Source organism: Mesorhizobium sp. 131-3-5 (assembly GCF_016756575.1).
Lineage (GTDB): Bacteria > Pseudomonadota > Alphaproteobacteria > Rhizobiales > Rhizobiaceae > Mesorhizobium > Mesorhizobium jarvisii.
In genome coordinates, this window is sequence record NZ_AP023254.1 from 4,718,828 (window position 1) to 4,735,864 (window position 17,037).

Below are 17,037 nucleotides of genomic sequence, written 5' to 3' on the forward strand. Positions count from 1 at the left end.
CGATCAGACCGGATCGGATTTTTCTTCCTCGAACGTCACCGCCACGTCGGAATTCGCCGACAGCCACACCTTCTTGCCATCGACTTCTGCAACCAGGGCCAGAGGAATGTAGTGGTGATGACCTTTGTGAGCGCCCTCGCCGCTGTCGGCCTTGGTCAGCTTGATGCGCTGGCCGTCGACCTTGTCGACAGTGCCGAGATGCACGCCATCGGCGCCCACGACTTCCATATGCTCACGAATTTTGCTGGTGTCGGTCATGGTGGTTCTCCATTGGGACTGCCGACAATAACAAATGACGAGCCGATTGGATGCATCGGCTTCGTCCTGCACGACGTTTTGATTTCGTCGTGCTAGGGATTGCAACGATCACGGCTGCGGGAGTGAAAAAGATGCGAATGCTTTTCCTGTTTGCCATCTCCCTGGCAGTACAGCTTTCAGCGTCTATCGCCGCTCGGGCCGGCGATGTCGCCGAGCTTGAAATCCTTGGCTTCAGCAAGGATGGCGGCGTGTTCGCCTTCGAGGAATACGGCGTCCAGGACGGGTCGGGCTTCCCCTATGCCAACCGCTATTACATCGACACGAGCACCGACAGCTTTCTCAAGGGCACGCCGATCAGGGTCCGGCTCGACGACGAGAACGCCAAGCTCGACGCGGCGCGCCTCCAGGCCCGGCAAAAGGGCGAGGCCATTGTCAGCCAGGCCGAGCTGAGCGCCAACCGCGGCATCACCGCCGGCTTCAACCCGGTGACCGAGCTTTCGGCCGATCCGCACCGCATGGCGGTCAATCCGCGCCCTATCTTCTCTCCGGTCGACCAACCGCTCGAGTTCCGGCTGGACGAGATCGGCATGAACAACACCGAAGGCTGCGACAGTCAGGGCGAGATCAATGGCTTCCGGCTGCTGCGCATCGAAGCGCAGGATGGCGGCACCACCAAATTGCTGCATGAGGACAAGTCTATCCCCAAAAGCCGCGGCTGCCCGAACGGCTACCGCATCGGTGCGGTCCAGACATTCTCCATGGATAGCCTCAGCGCCTATGCGGTGCTGATCGCTGTGCGCCAATATGGCTTCGAGGGTCCGGACTTCCGCTGGATCGCCGTGACCGGCCGCCTGTGACACCGTACGCCGCTACACTCAACGTGAACTACGTCCGCCGCGCCTTGCCAGGGTGGCGCGCGACGCTTTTCGGGTCGTTCTTGTGGGCCGCAACCATGGGCACGAGCGCGCTCATCAACCTGTTGCTGGATAATTGGGTGACTCCGGAGAAAATCCGCACCGTGTCGCTGCTGTTTGCGGGCGGCGGCGCGCTGGCCTTTCCGGTCGGCCTGTTCGCGGCACGGCTGGTCTCGCTCGGAAGGGGCCGGGAGGTCGCCTTCGCGGCGGCAATGGTGTGCCTTGCCGCCGCGACGATCGGGCTGACCGCCGGGTTCTATGCCTTGCAATACCGGTCCTACTATGCCGAATGGCATGCACCGGTCTTCACCCTCACCTGGGGGTTTCAACTCGCCTTCACGATGGCGGTGGCGTCCTACCAGTTCATGGTGCTGGGCATCAGGCTCTATTTTCCGCTTGGGTTCATCGCCTTGTTTGCCGCCAGCCTCTGGTTTGCGCAGCAGCGGCGTTGAGCATTTTGTCTGTCTCTGTTAGGAGGCGGGCTAACCTTGAGCGGTTCAGCGCTTGGTAGAACCGCCGACCCGCTCTAACTCCTTCTTTTTCGCAATTCCTGTGGGAAAACCGCTGCACACTTTTCCTGGAATTGCTCTAGACACATCAGGACTGACCGATGATCCCTCGCTATTCCCGGCCGGAAATGGTCGCCATCTGGTCGCCCGAAACCCGGTTTCGCATCTGGTTCGAAATCGAGGCCCATGCCTGCGACGCGCTGGCCGAACTCGGCGTCATCCCGAAGGAAGCGGCAAAGACCATCTGGGAAAAGGGCGGTGCCGCGAAATTCGACGTCGAGAAGATCGACGAGATCGAACGCGTCACCAAGCATGACGTCATCGCCTTCCTCACACATCTTGCCGAATTCGTCGGACCGGATGCGCGTTTCATCCACCAGGGCATGACGTCTTCGGATGTCCTGGACACCTGCTTTGCCGTCCAGCTTACCCGCGCCAGCGACATTCTGCTCGCCGACATTGACGGCCTGCTTGCCGCGCTCAAGCGCCGCGCCTTCGAACACAAGGACACCGTTACCATCGGCCGCAGCCACGGCATCCATGCCGAGCCGACAACCTTCGGCATCAAGCTGGCGCAGGCCTATGCCGAATTCTCGCGCTGCCGCGAGCGGCTGGTGCACGCACGCGAAGACATCGCCACCTGCGCCATATCAGGGGCAGTCGGCACCTTCGCCAACATCGAACCCTATGTCGAGGAGCATGTCGCGGCAAAGCTAGGGCTGAAGCCGGAGCCGGTGTCGACGCAAGTGATCCCGCGCGACCGCCACGCCATGTTCTTTGCCACGCTCGGCGTCATCGCCTCGTCGATGGAGCGGCTGGCGACCGAGATCCGGCACCTGCAGCGCACCGAGGTGCTGGAAGCGGAAGAGTATTTTTCGCCGGGCCAGAAAGGCTCGTCGGCAATGCCGCACAAGCGCAATCCGGTGCTGACGGAAAACCTCACCGGCCTTGCCCGCATGGTGCGCTCCATGGCGCTGCCGGCGATGGAGGATGTGGCGCTCTGGCACGAGCGCGACATCTCGCACTCCTCTGTCGAGCGCATGATCGGGCCGGACGCCACGGTGACGCTGGATTTCGCGCTGTCACGCCTGACCGGCGTCGTCGACAAGCTGGTCGTCTATCCCGAGAACATGCTGAAGAACATGAACAAGTTCCGCGGCCTGGTGCATTCGCAGCGCGTCATGCTGGCGCTGACGCAAGCCGGCCTGTCGCGCGAGGACTCCTACCGGCTGGTGCAGCGCAACGCCATGAAGGTGTGGGAGCAAGGCGCTGATTTTCTTGAGGAACTTTTGGCCGACAAGGAAGTCACCGCCGCGCTCCCCGAGGCGGAAATTCGCGAGAAATTCGACCTGGGCTACCACACCAAGCACGTCGACACGATCTTCAGGCGGGTGTTTGGGGAGGCTTGAGAACCTAAACGCGCCAAAGAAAAAGGCCCGCCTTTCCGGCGGGCCTTTTCGTATCCGAACCTGCGAGGGACAAAGCCGATCACGCCTTTCCAGGAATGGTCCTGATCACCGTGCCCCAGGGATCCTCACGGGTCGTTTCGCCGGTCACATTGTCCGAACGCATCTCGACCCAGGCGAGGCCCGAGCGCGACGGGTCGCGACGGCTGGCGCCGGCGCTCTGCCAGGCATTGGCGCCGATGTGATGATGGTAATGGCCTGACGACAGGAACACTGCCTGACCGCCATATCTGGCCACCGTGTCGAAGCCGAATTCCTGGTTCCACCAGGCTTCCGCCTCTTCCGGCCTGCCGACACGCAGATGGACATGGCCGACAATGCTGTTTTCGGGCGCGCCTTGCCAGCCTGCATCGCCGGCCGGCACTTCGCCGACGACAGCCGGAATGTTGAGCCGTTCGGTCGCCATGGCGATCTTGTCGCCGTTCCATTTCCAGTCCTGCGGTCGACGGTCGGCATAGATCTCGATGCCGTTGCCTTCGGGGTCGGTCAGGTAGAGCGCTTCGCTGACCAGATGGTCGGACGCACCCTCGATGGCGATCTTGTCTGATATGGCGTGGCTGATCCAGCGGCCGAGATCGGCACGGCTGGGCAGCAGGAAGGCCGTGTGGAACAGGCCGGCGCTACGCGGATCGTCCGGTTTGGCGGAAGCATCCGGCTCAAGGACCAGCAACGGACGGCTGCCGGCGCCGAGCGTGATCGCGCCATCGGCACGGCTCAATTCCTGCAGGCCGACAACCCTGCGGTAATAGGCGGCGAGGCTTTCGGCATCGCGCGCCTTCAGCCCGACGCGGGCAACGCTCACCGGCGTGGTGGCGGCAAATGGCAGTTCGCTCATCGTAATCTCCATTGCGGCAACGCTTGATGAAGCTCCCAATGCCAGGAGCCCGGCGCCGCCGATCATTGTACGTCGTGTCAGCGCCAAAATCCCGGTCCTCCACGGCTGTTTCTCTCCCAACGACAGATCGTCGATCGCGATCGTTCACACAAGACGGCGAAAAGCGAACATGGTGTTCACCATTACGAGCAGGAACGCGTCCATCAACGGTTGCATGAGGCAATCGCGCTCGCTATCTCAGCGCCATGAAAGTCAAAGATGCAGATATCCTGATCGTTCCGGGCTACACCAATTCCGGACCCGAGCATTGGCAAACCCGCTGGCAATCGAAACTGTCGACGGCGCGTCGCGTCGAGCAGGCAGAGTGGTCGAAGCCGGTGCGCGAGGACTGGACGGCGAGCGTGGCCAAAGCGGTCAACGAGGCTGAGAAGCCGGTGGTCATCGTCGCACATTCGTTAGGGGTGGCTGCGGCCGTGCAGGCCATCCCGCAATTCGTCAAACCGGTCGCCGGCGCCTTCTTCGTGGCGCCGCCCGATGTCGCCAACCCAGAGATCAAGCCGAAGCACCTGATGACCTTCGGCCCCTACCCGCGCGAGCCGCTGCCTTTTCCGTCGATCGTGATCGCCAGCCGCAACGACCCGTTCTGTGCCTTCGATGTCGCCGAGGACATAGCCGGCGCCTGGGGTTCGCTGTTCATCGATGCCGGCGAGACCGGCCATCTCAACCAGGATTCCGGCTTCGGCCCTTGGCCCGAAGGCTCGATGACCTTCGCCAAGTTCCTGACGGATCTGTGATTCAGACCCAAAGTCGACGCACAGAGTCCCCGAAGAAACCCCCGAGCTCCAATAAACAATAATTTAAGGTGGCTCGCGATACTTCTTATACGCGGCGAACTCTGTTCACCGCGTATATGCGATATTGCTCAATAACAATTCTTCACGCTCAAACGAAAGTAAGCGCTTGCGCAAGGACGCTTCACTCGAATTTTTGAGGGGTGCTGCAGCGCTGGTCGTTTTGAATGGGCATATTTTGCGTGCTTTCGCCCCGTCGGCGGCGGGCGGAGACGGAGACAACGCCGCGCAATCCCTCAAGACAAGTCTGGCTTTCATCGCCTTCAATGGCGGCTCTGCCGTCTACTTGTTTTTCGTCCTCTCTTCCTATGTGCTTGTGAAGCGCTATTTCCAGTCCCGCGAAGCGCAAGATCTGCTGCTGGGTGCGATTAAGCGTTTGCCTCGTCTGGCGGGACCAGTGCTTGTCACGGTTCTGGCATCCTGTTTCATCTTCAAGCTCGATCTGTATTTCTTCAAGGATGCGGCTGCGGTCACCCAATCCGAGTGGCTGAGCAGATTCGGCAATGCTTCAAGGGTGCTCTCGCCGGAGACAGCGAGTTTCGCCGACGCGTTCCAGCAAGGGGCCTGGCGGACGTTTATCTACGGCGACAAATATTATGACAGCAGCCTGTGGACCATGACGGTCGAGTTCTGGGGGAGCATGTTGACTTTCGCCCTCGCCCCCATCGTCTTTTTCCTCCTGGGCCGCTGGACGCTGCTTTCCTGGTTCTGCATAGCAACAGGCGTGTTCCTGGCGCTGCAAGTCAGCTTCTTCTTTTGTGCCTTTCCGGCCAGCCTCATGCTCTATCCGCTTCTCGCCATGGGTTTGCGCCCGAATCGCTGGGTAAGAGGCGCCATGGTGATCGTTTCCCTTACGCTGCTGGGCTACGCGGGGAGTGCTGTCGGCATATATCGGCCCTTTGCGCTGCTTGAGACCGCGGTTTCTGATGATGTCGGCCTGAGGCAAGCCTGCGTGGCCATCCCGGCAAGCATCATGTTGGTCTACGCTATGCTAAGTGTGGAGGAGCCTCCAGCATGGCTCTCGGGCAAGGCGGCACGTTTCCTGGGCGACCTGTCTTTCCCGCTCTACCTCGTGCATCTGCCCGTTATCTGCTCACTGGCATCATGGGTTCTGTTGGTCAGCGGTTCCACCGCACTTGGTGCCGCCGCCGCCATGCTGGGTTCGATCCTCGCGGCGTTGCCGCTCGTGATCTTCAACAACTGGTGGGTCCAGGTGCTCGGCGCCCTGTTCAACAGGTTCAGGCGCGGCGGCCCTATCGCCGCGGCGCCTGCTGCAGCGAGCGCCTGACCGCCCGGCGCCGCGACGGCAGCTCGTCCGGTTCGGGTTCAGGCTCCGATCGAATCCTTGATATCTTTCAACAGTGTCTTTGCCCCCAATGAAATCAACGCATGCTCGGACCCGGTGGCGAGCAGGCGATAGCCCATCGAGACGACACGGCCGGCAATTGCTGGTTCGACGACATAGATCGCGGCATGTTTTCCGGCCTTGCGGGTGCGCTCGGCCACCGCCGCCACCGTCTCCATCATGCTCTCCAGCGTCGAACTGACCGTGGCGCCATTGGTCCAGGCAATCGAGAAATCCGACGGCCCGAGGAAGATGCCGTCAATGCCGGGCGTGTCGAGAATGCCGTCGAGCGCGTCGAGCGCGGCGCGCGTCTCGACCATGGCAAAGGCCATGGTGCGCTGATTGGTGTCGCGCAGCCATTCGGCATAGTCGCCCTTGCCGTGGCGCGGAAAGGCGTAGGTGGGCCCCCACGAGCGCTCGCCGAGCGGTGGATATTTCATTGCCGCGGCGAACAGTCTTGCATCGGCCACCGAATTCACCATCGGCGCGATCACCGCCTCGGCGCCGAAATCGAGCGCCCGGCTTGCCATGTCGAAACGGCCGACGGGGATGCGCACCAGCGCCGGCTTGTTTGCGGCAAGCACGGGCATAAGACCGCGCAGCACGCTGTCCTCGTGATGACCGCCATGCTGCATGTCGAGCGTGATGGCATCGAAGCCCTGTTTGGCGAGGATCTCGACGGTCAGGGCGTCCGGCACTCCGGACCAGGCGGTGACCAGGGTTTCATCGGCAGCAAGGCGGGACTTCAGGGACATCTAATCTCTTTCCTCGTTAATGTCGGCAGTTTCAGCCGGAAACCACGGCGAAGGCAAAGAAAAACCGCCCGGCTTGGCCGGGCGGTCGATTGGTCCAGTCAGTCCTTTGCCGCAGGTTCCGTCGCAAAACCGGGACATTTTTGCGAAACCTGCGTCTTCCCGGATCAGGTGTTCTTGATCTGCTCGATCGCCTGCGCCATCAGTTCGTCCATGGTGCGGCGGATCTGATGGTCAGACTGCTCGACACCGGCGGCATCGAAATCCTTGCGGATCTTGCGGAACACGTCGTGATCACCGGCTTCCTCGATGTCGGAAACAACGACTTCCTTGGCATAGGCATCGGCGTCGGCACCCGACTTTCCGAGCTTTTCGGCGGCCCACAGGCCGAGCGCCTTGTTGCGGCGCGCCGACGCCTTGAAACGAAGCTCTTCGTCGAATGCAAATTTGCGCTCGAAGCCTTCTTCGCGATCTTTCATGCTGCTCATGGCGTCCCTCCGGGTCAAATCCGATTCGTTGGCAAGAGATATGTGTGTTGCCAAAGCACAAACCAAAAGGTCGCGAGCCGGTCAATACGCTTCGTCATATGCTGCGCTGCGGCATTTCAGTCCCGAAAGCGGTTGATTGGACGGATTTGCCGATTGAGCAAACGGTGTGATTGGGATAGACCCGGCATTGAACCCAACCGTCGCCGCACTAATATAGGCAGACGGACAGGAACTGGTCGCTTGCCGCCTGCCCGCAAATCCAGAGAAAAAATCAGATGAAAAATCGCCGCCGCATTTATGAAGGCAAGGCCAAGATCCTCTATGAGGGCCCGGAGCCGGGTACACTCATCCAGTTCTTCAAGGATGATGCGACCGCTTTCAACAAGAAGAAACACGAGGTCGTCGACGGCAAGGGCGTGCTCAACAACCGCATTTCCGAGCACATCTTCAACCACTTGAACCGCATGGGCATCCCGACCCACTTCATCCGCCGGCTCAACATGCGCGAGCAGCTGATCAAGGAAGTCGAGATCATCCCGCTCGAGGTGGTGGTGCGCAACGTCGCCGCCGGCTCGCTGTCCAAGCGCCTCGGCATCGAGGAAGGCACCGTCCTGCCGCGCTCGATCATCGAATTCTACTACAAGGCCGACGCGCTCGACGATCCGATGGTGTCGGAAGAGCACATCACCGCCTTCGGCTGGGCAAGCCCGCAGGAGATCGACGACGTGATGGCGCTCGCCATCCGTGTCAACGATTTCCTCTCCGGCCTGTTCATGGGCGTCGGCATCCAGCTCGTCGACTTCAAGATCGAATGCGGCCGCCTGTTCGAGGGCGACATGATGCGCATCGTCGTCGCCGACGAGATTTCGCCGGACTCTTGCCGCCTGTGGGACGTGGCGACGCAAGACAAGCTCGACAAGGACCGTTTCCGCCGCGACATGGGGGGCCTCGTCGAGGCCTACCAGGAAGTCGCCCGCCGCCTCGGCATCATGAACGAGAACGAGCCGCCGCGCCCGACCGGCCCGGTGCTTGTCGCTTCGACCGACGTCGTCAAAGGCAAGCCGCACTGATAGCGGCTTGCGATCCGATACTTAGAACAGGAGCATGTCCAGCGTGATCAAGGCCCGCATTACCGTCACCCTCAAGAACGGCGTCCTCGACCCGCAAGGCAAGGCGATCGAACACGCACTGTCCGGTCTGGGCTTCGGCGGCGTCGGCGCGGTGCGGCAGGGCAAGGTGTTCGACGTCGAACTGGCGGAAAGCGACAAGGCCAAGGCCGAGGCGGATCTGAAAGCCATGTGCGACAAGCTGCTGGCGAATACGGTAATTGAGAACTATAGTGTGGCCATAACCTGAGGTTGTGCCGGAGCCACTATGCCGGAAGTTACGAATGAGCTGATGTTCGAGCTTCTGAAGCGCGTTCATCACGAGATTGCTGAGCTTCGTCAGGATGTTTCTGAAACGAAACGGGAATTGAATGTGATGCGGGGTCACATGGTGGCGACGCAAAGCGATATCCACAACATCTACGGAATTCTCGCCCGTCAGGATGATCGGCTCGAACGTATTGACCGCCGTCTCGACCTGCGCGAACTTGCCGAAGCTCAAAGGCCTTTTGAACCAAAATGAAATCAGCCGTCGTCCTCCTGCCTGGCCTCAATCGCGACCGCGACATGATCGCGGCACTGACCAAGATTTCAGGAAAACCGCCGGTTACCGTCTGGCAGACCGACACTGAAATCCCTGACGTCGACCTGATCGCCATCCCAGGCGGCTTCTCCTTCGGTGACTATCTGCGCTGCGGCGCGATCGCAGCGCGCATGCCGGTCATGCGGGCCGTCGCCGAAAAGGCGGCCAAGGGCGTCGCAGTCGTCGGCGTCTGCAACGGCTTTCAGATCCTGGTCGAGGCCGGCCTGCTGCCGGGGGCGCTCATGCGCAACACCTCGCTGAAATTCGTCTGCCGGCAGGTCAAGCTCGAGGTCACCAACGCCAACACCATGTTCACCCGCCGTTACCAGCCGGGCCAGATCATCCGCTCGCCGGTGGCGCATCATGACGGCAATTACTTCGCCGATGCCGAAACCCTTGCCCGCCTCGAAGGCGAAGGCCAGGTGGTGTTCCGCTATGCCGAGGGCACCAATCCCAATGGCTCGATCAACGACATTGCCGGCATCATCAGCGAACAAGGCAATGTGCTCGGCCTGATGCCGCATCCGGAAAACCTGATCGAGGCCGCCCATGGCGGCAGCGACGGCCGGGCGCTGTTCGAAGGCGCGCTCGGTATCGCCGCTTGACGATCTCAGCCGCGAATGCGGCAAGCTTTACACGGACATCGAGTCCATTGCTCTGGGGAGAGAGACGGTCATGAAACTCTATTCGCGGCCGTTGTCGCCCTATTCGTCGATCGTGCGGGCTCTGGCCTATATCAAGGACGTGCCCCTCAAGATCATCGCGCCGCCGCCGGGTTTTCCAATCCCCGAAGCGTTTCGCGCCATTTCGCCGATGAACCGGATTCCGGTGCTGATCACCGGCTCGGGTGAAACCATCGTCGAATCGGTTGTCATCGCCGAATATCTCGAGGAACGGTTTCCGGAACCGGCGCTGCTGCCGCCCGATTCCAAGGACCGCGCGCTGGTACGCATGTTCGCCCGCATCACAGATCTCGACGTACTGACGCCGATGATGAAGCTATTCGAGCTGCATTTCGTGCCGAAGCGCAACAATGCCGAGATCGACGCCCAATTCGCCCGCCTGCATCACGGGCTGGCGGCGATCGAGGCACGCATGGCGCAGGGCCCCTTCGCGCTGGGCAACGACATCAGCTTTGCCGACGCCTGGCTGACGCCGACCCGTTTCATCTTCAACAATTTCCGCGCCATGACCGGTCGCCACGACCTGCTCGACGCCTATCCCAAATTCGATGCCTATCAGCAGATCGCCTCGCAGCATCCGGCCTTGTCGCGGGTCTGGGGCGAGATGACCGACGGCCTGAAGATCTCTCTGACCGAACTCGAGATGGGTGCCGCTTGATCAAGAGCAAGACGATCGTTCTCGTCGCAGCCGCAGGCTTTGCCCTGGCGTCATGCCAATCGACCCCGAAGAGCACGCCGGCGCCCTCAGGCAAAAGTGCGGCACTGCTGGCCATGGAACAAGTGGCGATCGCGGCCCACAAATGCTGGATCGCCAGCAAGGACCCGGCCTTCAAGCAATATCAGATGGCCAATGAACTGAACTCGTTCAGCGGCACGCCGCGTTTCCTTTTGGTGCCGGCCAAGCATTATGGCGGCAAGCCGTTGCTGGTTGTGCAAGCGCAAGGCAATTCGAGCCGCGTCGACGTGTTCGGACCGCTGATGAACGACCCGCTCGGCGCACGCATCGGCTCGGACATTGCCCGCTGGCAGACGGGCAATCCGGCCTGCGCCGCCACCGCCTGAGCATGGGCCGCTTCCTGCAGGTGACGGGTCTGGCCATTGGTCTGGTCGGCCTCGTCCTGCAGTTCTGCATCAGCATCCCAGCGTCGATGGAAGCCGGCCGCAGCCTGCTCGGCTCGATCGTCTTCCTGTTCAGCTTCTTCACCATCCTGACCAACATTGGCGCTGTGCTGGTGTACACATCCCTGCTGTCATCCACCGGCTATGCCTGGCTGCCGGCTTTCGCCGGGCCGCGGATGCGTGCGGGTGTTGCGGTTTCGATCACCGTCGTCTTCATCGTCTATGCCACGGTTCTGGCACGGCTCTGGCAGCCGCAAGGCCTGTTCCTGCTCTGTGATGTGCTGCTGCACTATGTGACGCCAGTCCTGTTCGTGCTGTGGTGGCTGGTAGCAGGGGCCGACGGCAGAACGAGATGGAGCGACATTTCCTGGTGGATGCTCTACCCCATCGCCTATCTTGCCTATGCGCTGGTACGGGCACCGATCGCGGGTGAAGTGCCCTACCCTTTCCTCGATGTCGCCAAGAACGGCGCCGCCAGCGTAGCCATTGCGGCATTGGCCATCACCGCGCTGTTCCTGGTGATCTCTATCATTGCCGCTTTTATCGATCGCGGCATCGGCCATCGCGAGGCCAAAAGGGTCCGTTGAGATTGGCCTCTATTCCCAAAAGCGCCTGATGCCCTCACGATGGGCATCACAGCGAGAGATGCCGATATCCTTGAGCTGATCGTCGGTCATCTCCAGCAAAGCCAGCCGGCCGCGCCGGCGCTCCAGCAAATGGCCGATCCATCGTGCCAGCGAGCTGACCAGACGCACCAGACGGCCGACAAAGCCTCGCTGGCCGGCCGGACGCAGCGCCTCGCCTGGAACCGCGCCTCTGGAATGGCGGATTGTCGCGATTGTATCCATTTTCTTTCTGCCAAGACTCTCAATTGCACCCATTTTGGTGCGCGATTGATATGTATTGACTCATATTTCGGTGCAATATAGAAAATTGTCACCATGACAAATTGGCTTCCAGATCTGACCGGCGGCGCCGGACCGCTCTACCAACGCCTTGCGGACTCCGTTGAAGCGGGCATCGACCAGGGCGTGATCGGCGCTGGGACAAAACTGCCACCGCAGCGCGACCTCGCCTATGACATCGGCACCACGGTTGGCACGGTCGGCCGAGCCTACCAATTGCTGCGTGAGCGCGGGCTGGTGAGCGGCGAAGTCGGGCGTGGAACCTATGTGCTTGGCCGGCGCGCCGACGGCGTGAAACCGGAGACACCCGACGTCAGCGTGGAAGGCACGCGCTATGTCGATGCGCCCCAGGACAAGCTGCGTTTCGACAGCACGGCGGCGCCCGATGTCGGCCAGGGCGCTATCGTCGCCGAAGTCCTGTCGCGCACCGCGCAGGATCATCCCCATGAAATCTCGAGCTATACGCGCGATTTTCCTGCCCGCTGGTACGAAGCCGGCGCCCGCTGGCTGTCGAGAAACACCTTCCGCCCGGCCGCCGACAGCATCGTTCCGACGCTTGGTACCCATGCCGCGGTGATGGCGGCGATCGCCGCACTCACCACGCCGGGCGACTATGTCGCCTTCGAACACCTCACCTATTCGCAGATCTCGCGTAGCGCCGGACTGATCGGCCGGCGCACGGCGTTGGTGGCGTCGGATGACGAAGGCCTCGACCCGGCCGATTTCGAGCGCGTCTGCGCGCAAAAGCACCCGAGGATGATCTTCCTGATGCCGACGACGCAGAATCCGACCCTGACGACACTGTCCGCCGGGCGCCGCGAGGCGATCGCGCGTGTCGCGCGCGAATACAACGTCATCCTGATCGAGGATGATCTTTACGGCCACCTGACCGACGATCCGACACCGTTGCTCGCTGAATATGCCCCGGAGAGAACGATCGTCGCCGGCGGCCTGTCGAAATCGGTGGCGGCCGGAATCCGCGGCGGCTGGCTCTCCTGTCCTCCCGCCTATCGCCACCGGATCCGCATCGCCCACAAGATGATCACTGGCGGCATGCCCTTCCTGCTGGCGGAGGTGAACACAAGGCTGGTGCTTTCCGGTCAGGCCGGCGATATCCGCAAGCGCAGCATCGCCGAAATCAGCGCCCGCATCGCGATCGTGCGCGAGACCTTGGCCGGCTTCGCGTTCAAGTCACACGACAAGGTGCCCTTTGTCTGGCTGACTTTGCCCGACCCATGGCTTTCCGGCACCTTCAAGAATGCCTGTCTCGAACATGGCGTGCTGATAGACGACGAGGACGAGTTCAAGGCCGGCCGCTCCGAACAGGTCTTTCATGGCGTCCGCTTCGGTACTTCGCAGCCGAAACAGCGGGGCGATGTCGCCGACGGCGTCGCCGTCATCCGCCGTCTCCTCGACGAAGGCCGCGCCGGCTACGACAGCTTCTCCTGAACCTCGAGCGCCTTGGGCGCCTGGGAATACCACCCATTCGGACTGCCCTGTGGCTTTGTCGAGTTTTCGTGCGTTTTTCGCTCGTCGACGGGTGTATCGGCTGCAAAGCTTGCGATAAGAGGGGACTCAAAATCCCCGCTCCATGGACATAAATCACCGCCCATGACCATTTCCAATTCCGTGCCGATCACCCCAGAGCTCATTGCCGCGCATGGGCTGAAGCCCGACGAATATCAGCGCATCCTGGACCTCGTCGGACGCGAGCCGAGCTTTACCGAGCTCGGCATCTTCTCGGCAATGTGGAACGAGCACTGCTCCTATAAATCCTCCAAGAAGTGGCTGCGCACGCTGCCCACGACAGGACCGCAGGTCATCCAGGGGCCGGGCGAGAATGCCGGCGTGGTCGACATTGGGGACGGCGACTGCGTCGTCTTCAAGATGGAGAGCCACAACCACCCCTCCTTCATCGAGCCCTATCAAGGCGCGGCGACCGGCGTCGGCGGCATTTTGCGCGACGTCTTCACCATGGGCGCACGACCGATCGCGGCGATGAACGCGCTGCGCTTCGGCGCGCCTGACCACCCCAAGACCAGGCATCTCGTCGCCGGCGTGGTTTCGGGCGTCGGCGGCTACGGTAATTCCTTCGGCGTGCCGACAGTCGGCGGCGAGGTCAATTTCGACGCCCGCTACAACGGCAACATCCTGGTCAACGCTTTTGCCGCGGGCCTCGCCAAGACCAATGCCATCTTCCTGTCGGAAGCCAAGGGCGTCGGGCTGCCGGTCGTCTATCTCGGCGCCAAGACCGGCCGCGATGGCGTCGGCGGCGCCACCATGGCGTCGGCCGAGTTCGACGACAAGATCGACGAGAAGCGCCCGACCGTGCAGGTCGGCGACCCCTTCACCGAAAAGTGCCTGCTCGAGGCCTGCCTCGAGCTGATGGCCTCGGGCGCCGTCATCGCCATCCAGGACATGGGTGCGGCCGGCCTCACCTGTTCGGCGGTCGAGATGGGCGCCAAGGGCGACCTCGGCATCGAGCTCGATCTCGACAAGGTGCCGGTGCGCGAGGAGCGCATGAGCGCCTACGAGATGATGCTGTCGGAAAGCCAGGAGCGCATGCTGATGGTGCTGCGCCCCGAGAAGGAAAAGGAAGCCGAGGCGATCTTCCACAAATGGGGCCTCGACTTCGCCATTGTCGGCAAGACCACCGACGATCTGCGCTTCCGCGTGCTGCACCAGGGCAACCAGGTCGCCGATCTGCCGATCAAGGATCTCGGCGACAAGGCGCCGGAATATGACCGCCCCTGGATCGAGCCGAAGAAGCCGGCGCCGCTCGCCGCCAACGACATTCCGCAGGCCGATGTTGCCGATGCGCTGCTGAAGCTGCTCGGCGGACCGGACCTGTCGTCGCGCCGCTGGGTCTGGGAGCAGTACGACACGCTGATCCAGGGCAATTCGCTGCAGCTTCCCGGTGGCGATGCCGGCGTGGTGCGGGTGGAAGGCCATGAGACCAAGGCGCTCGCCTTCTCGTCGGACGTGACGCCGCGCTATTGCGAAGCCGATCCCTATGAAGGCGGCAAGCAGGCCGTGGCCGAGTGCTGGCGCAACCTGACAGCCACCGGCGCACTGCCGCTGGCGGCGACCGACAACCTCAATTTCGGCAATCCGGAAAGGCCCGAAATCATGGGCCAGCTGGTCGGCGCGGTGAAAGGCATCGGCGACGCCTGCCGCGCGCTCGGCTTCCCGATCGTGTCGGGCAATGTCTCGCTCTACAACGAGACCAACGGCCAGGGCATCCTGCCGACACCGACCATCGGCGGAGTCGGGCTGATCGCTGACTGGTCGAAGATGGTGCGCATCGGCTTTGCGGCTGAGGGCCAGATGATCCTGCTGGTCGGCGCGCCAGCCTCCTGGGGCACGCATCTTGGTCAGTCCGTCTATTTCAGGGACATCCATGGCCGCACCGACGGTCCGCCGCCGCCGGTCGACCTCGCGCATGAGAAGCGCGTCGGCGACCATGTGCGCACGCTGATCGCCTCCGGCATCGTCACTGCAGCGCATGACGTTTCCGATGGCGGCATCGCCGTGGCGCTGGCCGAAATGGCGATGGCGTCGGGCATCGGCGCGACTGTTCCCGGCCTTGTCGGCACCGATCCGATCCCCGTGTGGTTCGGCGAGGATCAGGGCCGCTATCTGCTGACGCTGTCGATCGACCCGCATGGCGAGGAATGGGACGCCATCCGCAAGCAGCAGGGCGAACTCGGCATCTTCGCGCCGTGGATCGGCTCGACCGGAGGCGATGCGCTGAAGCTCGGCGATGCCAGGGCAATCCCGGTCAGCGCTTTGAAGGCCGCCCATGAAGGCTGGTTCCCGCGCTTCATGGACCAGGCCAGTTGAGCACACTGGCTGCCCGGGCGCTGCTTGCAGTCGTTTTCTGGCCGTCGCTGTTCTTCTTCTGGTTCCTCGGGCCGTTCGTCTTTTTCCTGTTGTCGACAACCTCGAGCGAGGTTTGCCCGCGGCTGGAAACGCGCGCCGAGTTCCTTGACGCGGCCAACGGCACGCTGCCTATGCTGGGGCTACAGAACCTCATCTATGCGGTTCCGATCGTCTGTCTGGTATTCTGGAACCGGCTTCTGCCGGACCCGGCACGAACAAACCGGATCGTCACCTGCATCAAGCTTTTCGCCGTCGCGGCCGTTCTGGGCGCCTTGTGGGAATATGGCTCGTCGCTTGTCTGCGACGGCTATGGCCAACCGTTCTTCTCGCCCGTCTGGCAGATCACCGGCTACCTGCCGATCGCCAATCTTGCGGTCAACATCCCCCTCTATATCCTGGTTTTCAGTCTTGGCCGCACCTTCTCGATGCGCGAAGACGACCCAGCGGCCGATGCGGTCGATCCGGAGGAGAATGCGTCCTAGGCGACAATCGCGCCGGCGGCGGATGGAACGGCTTCAATCGCGGCCGGAAAGGCTTTAGGTTTACCCCGACTCTCATCGCAAGGGCGGCCACATTGCCGCCCGCCCGAAATAGGAATTCTGCAATGGCAATGGATGCCCACGACATCGAAAAACTGATCAAGGACGGCATTCCGGACGCCAAGGTGACGATCCGCGACCTCGCCGGCGACGGCGACCACTATGCGGCTGAAGTCGTCGCCGAGAGCTTTCGGGGAAAAAGCCGCGTCCAGCAGCACCAGATGGTCTATGATGCGCTGAAGGGCAATATGGGCGGCGTGCTGCACGCACTTGCGCTGCAGACCAGCGTTCCCGACTGAGGCCGTTCCGGCCAACACCCGCTTGGCCCAAACCCGCCCATCCTTTGCGCCATTTCGGCCATGGCGCGGCTAATGTCTTGTTTCGGGCAACCTATGGGTTTATTTGAAAGACATGCTTCGAGCCTGACTCCCACAGGCGTGAAAGGATATTCCATGAGCGGTATCAACGACTACATCGACAATGAAGTGAAGGGCAACGACGTCGTGCTTTTCATGAAGGGCACGCCCGGTTTTCCGCAGTGCGGTTTTTCCGGACAGGTAGTCCAGATCCTCGACTATATAGGCGCCGACTACAAAGGCGTGAATGTCCTGGATTCGGCTGAACTGCGCCAGGGCATCAAGGACTATTCCAACTGGCCGACGATCCCGCAGCTCTACGTCAAGGGCGAATTCGTCGGCGGCTGCGATATTGTCCGCGAGATGTTCCAGGCCGGCGAGTTGCAGACCTTCCTGGTCGAAAAGGGCGTCAGCGTCAAAGGCGCCGCCTGATTTTGGGCATGTCG

22 protein-coding genes are annotated in these 17,037 nt (G+C 61.9%); 17 read left to right on the top strand and 5 right to left on the bottom strand.

The window, feature by feature from the left end; translation table 11 throughout:
* Positions 1 to 3: 3 nt before the first annotated feature.
* On the bottom strand, positions 4 to 258 hold the full coding sequence (locus JG747_RS23095) for a DUF2171 domain-containing protein (protein ID WP_010909112.1): 255 nt from the start codon (positions 256 to 258) through the stop codon (positions 4 to 6).
* A gap of 131 nt (positions 259 to 389) precedes the next feature.
* On the opposite strand from JG747_RS23095, the gene JG747_RS23100 reads away from it, so the two are divergent.
* From JG747_RS23100 to purB, 3 genes are all read left to right on the top strand, one after another.
* Entirely contained in the window at positions 390 to 1,115 is a 726-nt protein-coding gene (locus tag JG747_RS23100; RefSeq protein WP_202360106.1) for a DUF2259 domain-containing protein, read from the top strand.
* Positions 1,112 to 1,624, top strand: coding sequence for a hypothetical protein (locus JG747_RS23105; RefSeq protein ID WP_202360107.1), 513 nt, complete (start codon positions 1,112 to 1,114; stop codon positions 1,622 to 1,624). The genes JG747_RS23100 and JG747_RS23105 overlap by 4 nt, the downstream gene beginning before the upstream one ends.
* Before the next feature lie 158 nt (positions 1,625 to 1,782).
* The gene (purB, locus tag JG747_RS23110; RefSeq protein ID WP_038646437.1) at positions 1,783 to 3,090 is read left to right on the top strand and encodes an adenylosuccinate lyase; all 1,308 of its coding nucleotides are present in this window, start codon (positions 1,783 to 1,785) and stop codon (positions 3,088 to 3,090) included.
* A gap of 79 nt (positions 3,091 to 3,169) precedes the next feature.
* Here purB and JG747_RS23115 read toward each other — a convergent pair whose 3' ends face one another.
* The gene (locus JG747_RS23115; RefSeq protein ID WP_202360108.1) at positions 3,170 to 3,982 is read right to left on the bottom strand and encodes a VOC family protein; all 813 of its coding nucleotides are present in this window, start codon (positions 3,980 to 3,982) and stop codon (positions 3,170 to 3,172) included.
* A gap of 245 nt (positions 3,983 to 4,227) precedes the next feature.
* Between JG747_RS23115 and JG747_RS23120 the strand changes: the two genes are divergently transcribed.
* Positions 4,228 to 4,776, top strand: coding sequence for an RBBP9/YdeN family alpha/beta hydrolase (locus JG747_RS23120; RefSeq protein ID WP_202360109.1), 549 nt, complete (start codon positions 4,228 to 4,230; stop codon positions 4,774 to 4,776).
* A gap of 166 nt (positions 4,777 to 4,942) precedes the next feature.
* Positions 4,943 to 6,121, top strand: a complete 1,179-nt coding sequence (locus JG747_RS23125; protein ID WP_202360110.1) for an acyltransferase family protein — start codon at positions 4,943 to 4,945, stop codon at positions 6,119 to 6,121.
* A 38-nt stretch (positions 6,122 to 6,159) separates the two neighbouring features.
* Here the strand turns inward: JG747_RS23125 and JG747_RS23130 are convergent, their stop codons facing one another.
* Together JG747_RS23130 and JG747_RS23135 are read right to left on the bottom strand one after the other, a co-directional pair.
* A complete protein-coding gene (locus JG747_RS23130; RefSeq protein WP_019857791.1) occupies positions 6,160 to 6,933 on the bottom strand; it encodes an HpcH/HpaI aldolase family protein in 774 nt (257 codons plus the stop codon).
* 164 nt (positions 6,934 to 7,097) lie between these two features.
* Positions 7,098 to 7,418, bottom strand: coding sequence for a DUF1476 domain-containing protein (locus JG747_RS23135; protein WP_010909104.1), 321 nt, complete (start codon positions 7,416 to 7,418; stop codon positions 7,098 to 7,100).
* Positions 7,419 to 7,693: 275 nt separating this feature from the next.
* On the opposite strand from JG747_RS23135, the gene purC reads away from it, so the two are divergent.
* From purC to JG747_RS23170, 7 genes are all read left to right on the top strand, one after another.
* The gene (gene purC / locus JG747_RS23140; RefSeq protein WP_010909103.1) at positions 7,694 to 8,488 is read left to right on the top strand and encodes a phosphoribosylaminoimidazolesuccinocarboxamide synthase; all 795 of its coding nucleotides are present in this window, start codon (positions 7,694 to 7,696) and stop codon (positions 8,486 to 8,488) included.
* Positions 8,489 to 8,531: 43 nt separating this feature from the next.
* Positions 8,532 to 8,774, top strand: coding sequence for a phosphoribosylformylglycinamidine synthase subunit PurS (gene purS / locus JG747_RS23145; RefSeq protein WP_023759521.1), 243 nt, complete (start codon positions 8,532 to 8,534; stop codon positions 8,772 to 8,774).
* A gap of 18 nt (positions 8,775 to 8,792) precedes the next feature.
* A complete protein-coding gene (locus JG747_RS23150) occupies positions 8,793 to 9,047 on the top strand; it encodes a hypothetical protein (RefSeq protein ID WP_202360111.1) in 255 nt (84 codons plus the stop codon).
* On the top strand, positions 9,044 to 9,712 hold the full coding sequence (gene purQ, locus JG747_RS23155; protein ID WP_019857788.1) for a phosphoribosylformylglycinamidine synthase subunit PurQ: 669 nt from the start codon (positions 9,044 to 9,046) through the stop codon (positions 9,710 to 9,712). Before JG747_RS23150 ends, purQ begins: the two co-directional genes overlap by 4 nt.
* 70 nt (positions 9,713 to 9,782) lie before the next feature.
* Entirely contained in the window at positions 9,783 to 10,448 is a 666-nt protein-coding gene (locus tag JG747_RS23160; RefSeq protein WP_027046772.1) for a glutathione S-transferase family protein, read from the top strand.
* On the top strand, positions 10,445 to 10,852 hold the full coding sequence (locus JG747_RS23165) for a hypothetical protein (protein WP_019857786.1): 408 nt from the start codon (positions 10,445 to 10,447) through the stop codon (positions 10,850 to 10,852). Before JG747_RS23160 ends, JG747_RS23165 begins: the two co-directional genes overlap by 4 nt.
* A 2-nt stretch (positions 10,853 to 10,854) precedes the next feature.
* A complete protein-coding gene (locus JG747_RS23170) occupies positions 10,855 to 11,496 on the top strand; it encodes a Pr6Pr family membrane protein (RefSeq protein ID WP_019857785.1) in 642 nt (213 codons plus the stop codon).
* A 9-nt stretch (positions 11,497 to 11,505) separates the two neighbouring features.
* Here the strand turns inward: JG747_RS23170 and JG747_RS23175 are convergent, their stop codons facing one another.
* Complete coding sequence (locus JG747_RS23175; protein WP_202360112.1) at positions 11,506 to 11,757, bottom strand: DUF1127 domain-containing protein; 252 nt, start codon at positions 11,755 to 11,757, stop codon at positions 11,506 to 11,508.
* Between the two features lie 93 nt (positions 11,758 to 11,850).
* Between JG747_RS23175 and JG747_RS23180 the strand changes: the two genes are divergently transcribed.
* The 5 genes from JG747_RS23180 to grxD all read left to right on the top strand — a co-directional run bounded on the left by JG747_RS23180 (position 11,851) and on the right by grxD (position 17,023).
* Positions 11,851 to 13,263 carry an aminotransferase-like domain-containing protein gene (locus JG747_RS23180; RefSeq protein WP_202360113.1) on the top strand — a complete coding sequence of 471 codons (1,413 nt, stop codon included), beginning with the start codon at positions 11,851 to 11,853 and terminating at the stop codon, positions 13,261 to 13,263.
* 162 nt (positions 13,264 to 13,425) lie between these two features.
* Entirely contained in the window at positions 13,426 to 15,657 is a 2,232-nt protein-coding gene (purL, locus tag JG747_RS23185) for a phosphoribosylformylglycinamidine synthase subunit PurL (protein WP_202360114.1), read from the top strand.
* Complete coding sequence (locus JG747_RS23190) at positions 15,654 to 16,178, top strand: hypothetical protein (RefSeq protein ID WP_202360115.1); 525 nt, start codon at positions 15,654 to 15,656, stop codon at positions 16,176 to 16,178. Before purL ends, JG747_RS23190 begins: the two co-directional genes overlap by 4 nt.
* A gap of 122 nt (positions 16,179 to 16,300) precedes the next feature.
* On the top strand, positions 16,301 to 16,534 hold the full coding sequence (locus JG747_RS23195; RefSeq protein WP_010909092.1) for a BolA/IbaG family iron-sulfur metabolism protein: 234 nt from the start codon (positions 16,301 to 16,303) through the stop codon (positions 16,532 to 16,534).
* Positions 16,535 to 16,687: 153 nt separating this feature from the next.
* Positions 16,688 to 17,023 carry a Grx4 family monothiol glutaredoxin gene (gene grxD, locus JG747_RS23200; protein WP_010909091.1) on the top strand — a complete coding sequence of 112 codons (336 nt, stop codon included), beginning with the start codon at positions 16,688 to 16,690 and terminating at the stop codon, positions 17,021 to 17,023.
* Positions 17,024 to 17,037 lie beyond the last annotated feature (14 nt).

Coding starts and splice junctions, on each gene's coding strand:
- JG747_RS23095 (WP_010909112.1), bottom strand. CDS start 258: ATGACCGACACCAGCAAAATTCGTGAGCATATGGAAGTCGTGGGCGCC.
- JG747_RS23100 (WP_202360106.1), top strand. CDS start 390: ATGCGAATGCTTTTCCTGTTTGCCATCTCCCTGGCAGTACAGCTTTCA.
- purB (WP_038646437.1), top strand. CDS start 1,783: ATGATCCCTCGCTATTCCCGGCCGGAAATGGTCGCCATCTGGTCGCCC.
- JG747_RS23115 (WP_202360108.1), bottom strand. CDS start 3,982: ATGAGCGAACTGCCATTTGCCGCCACCACGCCGGTGAGCGTTGCCCGC.
- JG747_RS23120 (WP_202360109.1), top strand. CDS start 4,228: ATGAAAGTCAAAGATGCAGATATCCTGATCGTTCCGGGCTACACCAAT.
- JG747_RS23130 (WP_019857791.1), bottom strand. CDS start 6,933: ATGTCCCTGAAGTCCCGCCTTGCTGCCGATGAAACCCTGGTCACCGCC.
- JG747_RS23135 (WP_010909104.1), bottom strand. CDS start 7,418: ATGAGCAGCATGAAAGATCGCGAAGAAGGCTTCGAGCGCAAATTTGCA.
- purC (WP_010909103.1), top strand. CDS start 7,694: ATGAAAAATCGCCGCCGCATTTATGAAGGCAAGGCCAAGATCCTCTAT.
- JG747_RS23150 (WP_202360111.1), top strand. CDS start 8,793: ATGCCGGAAGTTACGAATGAGCTGATGTTCGAGCTTCTGAAGCGCGTT.
- purQ (WP_019857788.1), top strand. CDS start 9,044: ATGAAATCAGCCGTCGTCCTCCTGCCTGGCCTCAATCGCGACCGCGAC.
- JG747_RS23160 (WP_027046772.1), top strand. CDS start 9,783: ATGAAACTCTATTCGCGGCCGTTGTCGCCCTATTCGTCGATCGTGCGG.
- JG747_RS23170 (WP_019857785.1), top strand. CDS start 10,855: ATGGGCCGCTTCCTGCAGGTGACGGGTCTGGCCATTGGTCTGGTCGGC.
- JG747_RS23175 (WP_202360112.1), bottom strand. CDS start 11,757: ATGGATACAATCGCGACAATCCGCCATTCCAGAGGCGCGGTTCCAGGC.
- JG747_RS23180 (WP_202360113.1), top strand. CDS start 11,851: ATGACAAATTGGCTTCCAGATCTGACCGGCGGCGCCGGACCGCTCTAC.
- purL (WP_202360114.1), top strand. CDS start 13,426: ATGACCATTTCCAATTCCGTGCCGATCACCCCAGAGCTCATTGCCGCG.
- JG747_RS23195 (WP_010909092.1), top strand. CDS start 16,301: ATGGCAATGGATGCCCACGACATCGAAAAACTGATCAAGGACGGCATT.
- grxD (WP_010909091.1), top strand. CDS start 16,688: ATGAGCGGTATCAACGACTACATCGACAATGAAGTGAAGGGCAACGAC.